This is a genomic window from uncultured Victivallis sp., assembly GCF_944391105.1.
GTDB lineage: Bacteria > Verrucomicrobiota > Lentisphaeria > Victivallales > Victivallaceae > Victivallis.
On record NZ_CALXSK010000021.1, the window covers coordinates 47,844 to 57,152 of the forward strand.

The 9,309-nt window shown below is 56.0% G+C and carries 6 protein-coding genes and 1 pseudogene; 3 read left to right on the forward strand and 4 right to left on the reverse strand.

Features of this window, described 5'->3' with window-relative positions:
• Window positions 1-104: 104 nt before the first annotated feature.
• From Q0K10_RS08205 to Q0K10_RS08215, 3 genes are read right to left on the reverse strand one after another with little or no spacing between them, the layout of a single operon-like run.
• Window positions 105-365 carry a hypothetical protein gene (locus Q0K10_RS08205; RefSeq protein WP_294505683.1) on the reverse strand — a complete coding sequence of 87 codons (261 nt, stop codon included), beginning with the start codon at window positions 363-365 and terminating at the stop codon, window positions 105-107.
• Window positions 366-396: 31 nt separating this feature from the next.
• Window positions 397-2,205, reverse strand: coding sequence for a hypothetical protein (locus Q0K10_RS08210; RefSeq protein WP_294505685.1), 1,809 nt, complete (start codon window positions 2,203-2,205; stop codon window positions 397-399).
• A 3-nt stretch (window positions 2,206-2,208) separates the two neighbouring features.
• Window positions 2,209-3,573, reverse strand: a complete 1,365-nt coding sequence (locus Q0K10_RS08215; RefSeq protein WP_294505689.1) for a hypothetical protein — start codon at window positions 3,571-3,573, stop codon at window positions 2,209-2,211.
• Between the two features lie 1,135 nt (window positions 3,574-4,708).
• Here Q0K10_RS08215 and Q0K10_RS08220 point away from each other — a divergent pair.
• The 3 genes from Q0K10_RS08220 (at window position 4,709) to hcp (ending at window position 7,785) form a co-directional block, all read left to right on the forward strand.
• Window positions 4,709-5,275, forward strand: a complete 567-nt coding sequence (locus tag Q0K10_RS08220; protein ID WP_294505692.1) for a TetR/AcrR family transcriptional regulator — start codon at window positions 4,709-4,711, stop codon at window positions 5,273-5,275.
• A 129-nt stretch (window positions 5,276-5,404) separates the two neighbouring features.
• Window positions 5,405-6,217, forward strand: coding sequence for a 4Fe-4S binding protein (locus Q0K10_RS08225; RefSeq protein WP_294505695.1), 813 nt, complete (start codon window positions 5,405-5,407; stop codon window positions 6,215-6,217).
• 29 nt (window positions 6,218-6,246) lie between these two features.
• A complete protein-coding gene (gene hcp, locus Q0K10_RS08230) occupies window positions 6,247-7,785 on the forward strand; it encodes a hydroxylamine reductase (RefSeq protein WP_366942981.1) in 1,539 nt (512 codons plus the stop codon).
• A 266-nt stretch (window positions 7,786-8,051) separates the two neighbouring features.
• On the opposite strand, the pseudogene Q0K10_RS08235 reads toward hcp, so the two are convergent.
• Window positions 8,052-9,309, reverse strand: a pseudogene (locus Q0K10_RS08235) (sodium:solute symporter); the annotation flags it as partial.

Consider the following 9,309-nt stretch of genomic DNA (forward strand, 5'->3'; position numbering starts at 1 on the left):
TTTTACTGGGGGGAATTTCAGGCCGTCCGGAGCATTTCGCCCGGCGAACTCTCCGGAAGACCGGCATTCCAATCAGGTTTTCCCCAGCTGTTCAGGGGCAGGCACTAGAGGGTCGATCTCCGTCTGCCGGACTCCTCATGAAACAATCCGCAAAGAGCATGGTACTCACCGGGATTCTCCGGGACGCTCATCGCCTGCGTCGATTTCCGGAGGTCGGAAATCAGGATATCATCCATGGACAACCGAATCAGGCGTTCCCGGCAGCGCCGACAATGCCGGAGATGAAACCGGCAGCAGAGACGGCGGAACCAGGACATCGCCCGGCTGCTGCGGTATTGATCCAGTTCATACATTGTGTAGTGCATGTTCCCTCCTTCCCCGGCATGCGGCAATGAGTTATCGGGAAAGCAGTTTTGTAAGGCTCTGCTTCTCGGTGGACCCGGGATCGGGACCTTCGCCGCTGGCGATTTTCTCCTTGATTCGGGAAATCACCTCATCCCGGAACTGTATCTCATTGTGCAAATTCGTCATCATCCTCTCATAGAAAGCCGCGACACTCTGTTGCACTCTCGCCCGCGTAAATACGATCCCGAGTCCCCGACAGGACGAGCAGACCGGACTCCTCGGACAGAACGGACAGCGCCGGGAACAACTGACCGTCGAATACGAGCCGTCCGGATTTTTGATCGTCCGGCGGCCGGTGCCCCGACACTGCGGACAGACCCCTGTACCGTTGCACATGCGGCAGACCTGTTCCCCCTGCCCGTTGCATTTGCTGCAGGTCTGGTAAAGACCGCTGAACTGCGGCCCGACCGACTTCCAGAATTCCCGAATCACCTCCCGATTCCCCTTGAGGATCGCGAGATAGACAAGGTACGTTTTGAGCGAAGAGTTGAGCGGGAAATAGGGACGGAACAAGTTCAGTTCCTCTTTATCCCTGTCGAGCAGCAGGGCCGGTGAAAACTTCTGCAAGAGAGCATCCAGCTCCCGGCAGCGCTCCTGCAGTTCCGTCGTTTCCGCAAGGACTTTCCGGAGTGTCGCCTGATACCGGACCCGGATCTTCTCATCGACATTCTTCTGCGCGGTCTCGATTCTCGCCAGAATTTTTTCCGGCGTGATGGCGGAGAGAGACGCATTTTCCCTCATGTAACCGGCCAGGCGCTCGAGCGATTTCTTGTTCTCATTCTTTTCCATCCATTCGATGGAATGGAGAAGTCCGTCTATGGAGAGTTGCGCGGCTGTGGCATATAACTCGGAGTCGGCCAACCGACGCAGTTCTCTCAACATTTTCTCGAGATCAGAAAAGTTATGATTCGTATTCCATGCCGACAGGGCAGCGGAAAACCCTTGAGCAGCTGCGATGATCTTCGGATCCATCCACTTTCCATTGACGTAAACCAACCCGGCATCGAGCTTTTTGGCCAGTTCCACATCGTCGGCGGAGAAATAAGTTCCCTGATAAGCTACGAGATTCTCCGACTCAAAATGGCGGCGGAGAGCTGCGGCACTCTCCCGGGCGGACGGCCAGGTCGGAGCGGGGGCGTCCACCTCCAGCTTTTGATCGCCTTCAAGTTCCCAATGGCCGCGGCTCTGATTCCAGACGGCATCGAAACTCCAGTTGTCGCGTATGACCTCGGAATTCCCGGAGGATTCCTCAGCGATCTTCTGGTAGTCGAATTCCGCCGGAGCCAGTTTGGAATAAAGTTCCTGGATAAATTCCGTCTTCTTTTCGCTGCTCCACGCTGCCCAGTCTGGCGGTGTTACTGCGTGAACCGGAACTCCGCTGAAATTTTCATACATCTCATAGGTTACATCAACGGAAATCGTCAATTTTACCTGATATGGATAATCGTTATTCTTCTTCTTGCGTATCCGAGAACTGCTCAGCCCGACCGGGTTGCAGATGACTTTCGTGGCACCGTATCTCCTGGCGGCCGAAATGATCTCCAGAGGCTTGAACGTCTCCTGACCGGCAAGGTTAACCGCCTGATTAACACCGGGGGATACGAGCAAAAGTTTTCCCGGAGCCAGCAGAAAGGATTGATTGCCGTAATTGTTCGCAATCTCCTCGTTCAATTTCAGAACGATTGCCTGCCGGATAATGGCGGCCGAATCCTGTTCCAGCTGTGCGGAAGGATCCGGGCCGCAGCCGGTCAACACGAATGCGACGGAAAGAGTGAACAATAATGTATAAATTCTGCGCATAACTCACTCCTCCTGTTTTTGCAGTATTTTTTCCGCACAATCGAAATGAATCCGGAGCATATCGGCCACAACCAGCAAAATAAAGCAGAGGACAATGCTGAATACGGCGATTTTCAAGCAGTTGAACAAATGCATGTGAAACAGGAAGTTTGCAATTTCTTCCTCCTGATAAATGCCGTTGAAGTGTTTTACCAGATCGCGCTGGAGCGCTTTGGCTTCAACCGCGATATACCATCTTCCCATATCGGATTCATCGGACCAGGCGAGGTAAAGTCTGGCGAGCTGACGGTTGATGTTTTCATACTCCTGTTCGCCCGGAATTTTTTTCTTCACCTCGGCGGTCGCGTTCTGCTGTGTCGTGAAATTTCCGTGGAGCTGTTCCAGCTGCAACCGGAAACTTCGGCTGAGCAGATTGTTCTCGATGAAATCGAGAAATCCGAGGAGCTGGTTAAGGTCATTCTTGAGCTTTTGATTGTCAGGATAGAGGCGCGAAACCTTTGCGACATCCTGCCGAATCGCCTGAATAGCGGAGAACTGATCGTTTTCCGACAAATAGAACCGAACCTGCCGGGAAAATCCGGTCTGAATGGCTCCCGCCCGCCGCCGGGCCCCCGTCAGAGGAGCGACAGTTCGCGAACGGTTGGCGGCTCCACGAATCAAACTCTGAAGTCCGCGCAACTGATCTTCCAGGTTTTTCTCCAGACCGGATTCGAGCGCTTGAATGGTCTGTATGCACTCCTCCATGGTGGCGATGGACTCTTCCACGCTTTCGATCGAATCCAACTCCTCGTTGAACACAAACTCTTTCCGGCGAATGGAGTCCGGCAATTGAAATCCGGTGACCCCCGATTGATTTTTCGTTCCGAGCTGTTTCTTCTCGGCGAGCAAATCGATCGTATCCTCCAGATGTTCGAGAAAAGCCGTTTGCTTTTCCTGAAGCAGTGGAATATTCTTCCACAGCGCCTCGCGCCGGAGATTTTTCTCCGTATTGTACTGACTTGTATTGAAAATGATAGTACAGATTCCCGCGATCAGAACCAGGCCGACCAAGATCCAGATGGAGGAGATGTACAATCTTCCCCAGATGTACTTGCGGCAGCCGCCCATCCGCCAGACTCTTGCCGGCTTTCCGTTGAACTCTTTCCCGGAGTCGCGGCGCTTTTCAGATGAAACGGCCGGCTCCGGCTTCTGCATCGAATCGGCGCTCTCTTTCACCGGAGCGGCGGAAATTCGAGTTGCCGGTGTCGGCGCATCCGGAGAAATCACCACTCGTTCCGAACACGCCGGACACGTGGTTTCCCGTCCAGCCCAGCTGTCTTCCGCCTCCAGAGTGGTCTTGCAATAGGGACAAGTAAAATTGAACGACATCTTTGCCTTCCTGTTTTTCGGCACAAAAAAACACATCCTCTTGAAATGTCCTCAAAACCGCCACCACAAGCATAAAAGGACCACAATCCGCAGGATGTGCTGCTTTCACACATCTGTCGGACGTTTTCTCCGGGCGTCAGAAAAAAAGTGGTAGTTCAGGCGAGGACGCCACGATCAGTTGCTGTTTTTCAATTTTTTACATCACATCTCCTCCCCGGTTCGGCTTGTATCCAGCTTCCAGCAGGACAACATCCAAATCCAACCCCTCAGCGCTCCCGAGTTCGGCCGGTGAACGGCAGGCAAAAACTCTTCCGGATGCCGGAGCAATCCTCCTTCCTGGAAAGTGATACACAAGAAACGCCGGATTCCTTTCACCAGCTTCAAAAAAAAGAGTGAAATTCTCCCGTCCAGCCCAGTTGGAACTATGTTGAATTTTTTCGGCACCGGCAGAAGGTCAAAACGCATCCGGTCCTCAGACGGCAGAGAGATCGCTTCTCCTGCGATGCCTCCAGCCGGACCAGTTCCAGACCGGCTCCGCCAGATGACATTCCGACTCAAGCTGATATGTTCCCCCTGCCCGGATCGGACATCTCCACTGTTCCGAGGAAGCCTCCGGCGGAGTCCGGAATATCCCCGGCGCGGCCCCCATTCCGTACCTTTTTTCCTCCCCAATGCAAGATTTTTAAAAAAAAGGCCCTCGTCAGCGCTGCTTGAGCCATGGCGGGCAAAAAGAAGAATATGCAGGGAGACATATTCCTCGGGCAGTTTTGTCCGCGGTATGACAGTGGCAGTTCAGGCGAGGACACAGAATCTCAGCAATCAAGCATACAGCTTATTTTCATTAGTTCCTTTCTCCAATTTTTCTGGAATGTTCCTAATTTACTTCTTCAGATTCCGCGGAATGCAAATAAAAATTGAAAATAATGCTCTTTTTTTTTCGCCATAATATCTCTCCGAACTGGATTGACGCTGATCCAGGCGTCATTTTCATAGAGTGATACATCCTTTTTTTCAGTATTCTTGCACTTGTTTCCCGGAAAAAAATGATTTTTCCAATATTCTCATAAAAATTCCCCCTTGATTTCCGGACGGAGAAAATTATATTGTTAGTAAAGTTTCACTAACGGAGCGAACGATGGATCTGACGAAACGGCAAAATGAAATTATCGATGTGGCGGTGACCCTGATTGCGGCAGGAGGCATTCAGAATCTGACGGTCAAGCATCTGGCCGATGCGCTCGGCATCACGGAGCCGGCCATTTACCGCCATTTTAAAAATAAGTCCGAGATTGTGAAAACCATGATCGCGGGATTTGACGAAGCGGTTCCTGCGGAGATGACGGCTCTCCAGGGATTCGATGCGATTGCGGCGTTTATCCGGAACCGCATCCGCCAGGTGGAAGCCCGTCCTCCGCTGGCACGAATTCTCTTTGCCGAGGAACTTTTTATGGGGGACGGCAAGTTTTCCGGGCAGATGCTGGCGATGATGCACCGTCATAAGGCCGCTCTGGAACTCCGCTTTTGCGAGGCGCAATCCCTGGGCGAAATCCGCACGGAAATTCCGGCCGACACACTGTTCCGGCTGGTGTTCGGACCGGTTCGGCTGCTGATCAAGCAGTGGGGAATGTCAAGAGGAGCGTTCGATCTCTCCGCCAAAGGGGAAGAGCTCATCGCTGCATTGAAACTTCTTCTTCACCCCTGATTCGGAAAAAATGGAGAGCGGAACCTTTTTTTTCATAACCGTCCGAAAAAACAACTTGATTTCACAGCAAGTTGGATTATATTGTTAGTTATATATCACTAACATCAAAAAAATGAGGGTAAAAAAACGATGAAACGGAAAATCATTGAGATCGATACGGAAAAATGCAACGGCTGCGGGAAATGCATTCCGAACTGTCCGGAGGGGGCGCTGCAATTGATCGACGGCAAGGCGCGACTCGTGAGCGACCTCTTCTGCGACGGGCTGGGAGCGTGCATCGGGGAGTGCCCGCTGGGGGCCATCCGGGTTGTGGAACGGGAAGCCGAGCCGTATGACGAGCGCCGTGTCATGGAAGGAATCATCCGGCAGGGAGAAGGCACGATCAGAGCCCATCTGGAGCATCTGAGGAGCCACGGTGAGTTCAAACTGCTTGAGATCGCGATCGACTGCCTCAAGGAGCGCGGCATCCCTGTTCCGCAACCGGCGGCTCCGGCAGGGCACGGCCATGGAGGCTGTCCGGGGATGCTTGCGAAGAAACTCGCGGCCAGACCGGCGGGGAAGCCGGAAGGAGGCGTCTCTGCTCTGCGGCAGTGGCCGGTTCAGCTGAAACTTCTGAATCCGGCGGCGGAGTATTTCGATGACGCCGATCTGCTCGTTTCTGCCGATTGCGTCGCACATGCGTACGGTTCGTTCCACCGGGATCTGCTCGACGGGAAGATTCTGATCATCCTCTGTCCGAAGCTCGACAGCGACATCGATGGATATGTGGAGAAACTTGCGGAAATCTTCCGGCGGCACAAGATCCGTTCCGTAACGGTTGCGCGCATGGAAGTTCCGTGCTGCGGCGGGACGGTCGAAATCGTGCGCAAGGCGCTGGAAGCCGCGGGCAGCAATCTCGAAGTGACTGTAAAAACCGTCACCATCGACGGCGAAATCCAATAACCAAAAGTTAAGAGGAGGAGATCATGAGCATGTTCTGTTTCCAGTGTCAGGAGGCGTTGGGGAACACCGGCTGCACCGCTGCGGGCGCCTGCGGGAAAAAGGCCGAAACCGCAAACCGGATGGATGAGCTGCTCCGGCAGCTGAAACTGCTGGCGCTGACGCGGAAGCCGGATCGGGAACTCGGCTTGTTCGTCGTGCAGTCACTCTTCATGACGATCACGAATGCGAACTTCGACGAGGCGCGGATTGCGGCGCAGCTGGAACGGGCGAAAGAACTGACCGGTCCGACTGCGGCGCAGGCGCCGCTCGGCGTGCTCTCCTGCGCAAACGAGGACATCCGCTCGCTGCGGGAGCTGCTCACGTACGGGCTCAAGGGAATCGCCGCATACGCCGACCACGCCGCAATGCTCGGCAAAGAGGATGACGCGATCTATGAATTCGTCTTCAAGGCGCTCGCGGCGACCACCCGGGAACTCTCCGCGGAAGAGCTCACCGCTCTCGTGCTCGAGTGCGGCTCCGTCGCGGTGAAAACCATGGCGCTGCTGGACGAAGCCAACACCACCACTTACGGGAATCCGGAGATCACGCAGGTGAAGACCGGCGTCGGCAAGCGGCCGGGCATCCTCATTTCCGGGCATGACCTGCGCGATCTGGCGGAACTGCTCGAACAGAGCGCCGACGCCGGAATCGACATCTACACCCACAGCGAAATGCTCCCGGCCCACGCCTACCCAGAGTTGAAGAAGTATCCGCACCTCTATGGAAATTACGGCAGCGCCTGGCATCGCCAGAACGTCGAATTCGCCGCGTTCAACGGGCCGATTCTGATGACGACCAACTGCATCACCCCGGTACAGGCGAGCTACCGCGACCGGATCTTCACCACCGGCATGGCGGGCTATCCGGGCGTGCCGCACATCGCCGACCGGGTACCGGGCAGGCCGAAAGATTTCTCGGCGATCATCGCCCTCGCGAAACAGTGCCCGCCGCCGGAGCCGCTCGAGGACGGAGTCGTCACTTGCGGATTCGCCCACAATCAGGTGCTCGCGCTGGCAGACAAGGTGGTTGAAGCGGTGAAATCCGGAGCGATCCGCCGTTTCGTGGTCATGGCCGGATGCGACGGACGGCACAAGACGCGCGAATATTTCACGCAGGTCGCGGAACAGCTGCCGAAAGACACGGTCATCCTGACCGCGGGCTGTGCGAAGTACCGTTACAACAAGCTTAATCTCGGCGACATCGGCGGGATTCCGCGCGTGCTGGACGCGGGACAGTGCAACGACTGCTACAGCCTTGCGGTCATCGCGTTGAAGCTCAAGGAGGCGTTCGGCCTCGACGACGTGAACAAACTTCCGCTCTCGTTCGACATCGCCTGGTACGAGCAGAAGGCGGTGGCGGTTCTGCTCGCCTTGCTGGCGCTCGGATTCAAGGGAATCCGGCTCGGGCCGACGCTCCCGGCATTCCTCTCGCCCGGAGTGACAAAGGTTCTGGTCGAGAACTTCGGGATCAAGCCGGTCACCCTTGCGGACCCGGCCTCCGACATCGAAGCGATGATGCAGGGGAACTAGACGCCCTGCTCCGTAGGAATGAGCGGAAGCAACGTTCTTCCGCTCTTTTTTTCGGCGAGATAAAATCGTTCACAATGGCGGTTGAAGAGACGGGTCGCGGCTCGGCAACAGGAGCGTGGCATCAGGAAGAAGACAATATACGATTTGCGACAATGACACTCAAGCCCGGGGGCATGGTTTCGATTCCGCCCGGCTTCATTGATGCGAATCAGTGCATTCTCTCCGTCCTCCGTTTCTGTTCGACGGGAGAAAAGTCACGGCTGAACTCATTGGGAAATGTTCCGGTGATCTGTAAGCTGCACAGTCTCCTCCGACCCCGCGGACAACCGGACCGCATACCGGTTGAACATGATTTTAAATCCGACACCGATCACCAGAGCACCGGCAGCCAGCATGCCGCCGACGCCGTATCTGCCAACGTAAAATGCCGAAAGAGCCAGAACTCCGCATGCGATCATCGCGAACCCCACTGCAGCAACCGCCACTCCCGGCAGCATCAGCCGGGGAGCCGGGCAATCCGGCAGCCGTCCTTCCTCGATCAACGCGCGCCGCACCGGTCTCCAGTACCCCATCGGCCGGGCGCGCAGATAGAACTCCTTGAGGGTCTCCATATCCTCGGGGCGCGTGCACAATGTCACAATCACCCAGACCAGCGTTCCCAGGACCATGGTCAGAAGCGCCTGGAGAATCTGCATATTCTGCGCCTGAATTTCACCTGCCTCGACCTGGCTTCTCCAGAACTCGAACATCGGCAGCAGCCAGCCGAGCCCGAAATAGAGGGAGGGACCGGTCGCAATCGCGACACACCAGCTTTTGAAATTGACCCGATACCACCACCACTGCCCCCAGCTGAACGAGCCGGTCGCCCCGAACAGCCCGAGCACGGTGATGGCAATGCCGAGCAGAGAATCGGAACAGTAGACAACCGCGACGGAACCGCCCGCGATCACCAGCATGAACAAGCGTCCGATCCACACCTCCATCCCCTTCCGGGGTGCGCCGCGCAGCGGACGCCAGACGTCGTTCAACAGAGTCTGGGCGCCGTAACTCAGATGCGTGGAGATCGTCGACATCGCGGAGGCGAGCACCGCGGCGATCGCCAGCCCGAGGCAGCCCTGCGGCAAAAACTCCGCAAGCAGCCGGCCATACGCGGTTTCCCGCTCTCCGGGCGAAAGCTCGTGCAACTCCGGATAACGGGCGAGCAATCCAAGCGTGGGAAGCATCAGCATCAGAAGCATCGCGAACAGAATGATCTCGCTCCAGATTCCGACCTTGATCGCATCCCGGTCGCTGCGGCAGGAGAAGAGCCGCTGCCCTTCGGAATTCACACTGCCGCCCGCGCCGATGCAGGTGAGCAACATCCAGGCGAAGATCGTCATCGGATTCAGCACCGGATTTCCGGAATCCGGCAGGACCGACAGAAGGGTGTCGGCCTCCTGCGGATTTGCGGCAGCAACCGCATCGGCCAGTCCGGAAGGTCCCCCGAAACAATAAAGCACGGAAACAACCAGCGCAAGATTCGCC

What these genes read in the sequence shown, in the direction of transcription:
- Q0K10_RS08205 (WP_294505683.1), bottom strand. Translation starts at nt 365, where the DNA reads ATGCACTACACAATGTATGAACTGGATCAATACCGCAGCAGCCGGGCG.
- Q0K10_RS08210 (WP_294505685.1), bottom strand. Translation starts at nt 2,205, where the DNA reads ATGCGCAGAATTTATACATTATTGTTCACTCTTTCCGTCGCATTCGTG.
- Q0K10_RS08215 (WP_294505689.1), bottom strand. Translation starts at nt 3,573, where the DNA reads ATGTCGTTCAATTTTACTTGTCCCTATTGCAAGACCACTCTGGAGGCG.
- Q0K10_RS08220 (WP_294505692.1), top strand. Translation starts at nt 4,709, where the DNA reads ATGGATCTGACGAAACGGCAAAATGAAATTATCGATGTGGCGGTGACC.
- Q0K10_RS08225 (WP_294505695.1), top strand. Translation starts at nt 5,405, where the DNA reads ATGAAACGGAAAATCATTGAGATCGATACGGAAAAATGCAACGGCTGC.
- hcp (WP_366942981.1), top strand. Translation starts at nt 6,247, where the DNA reads ATGTTCTGTTTCCAGTGTCAGGAGGCGTTGGGGAACACCGGCTGCACC.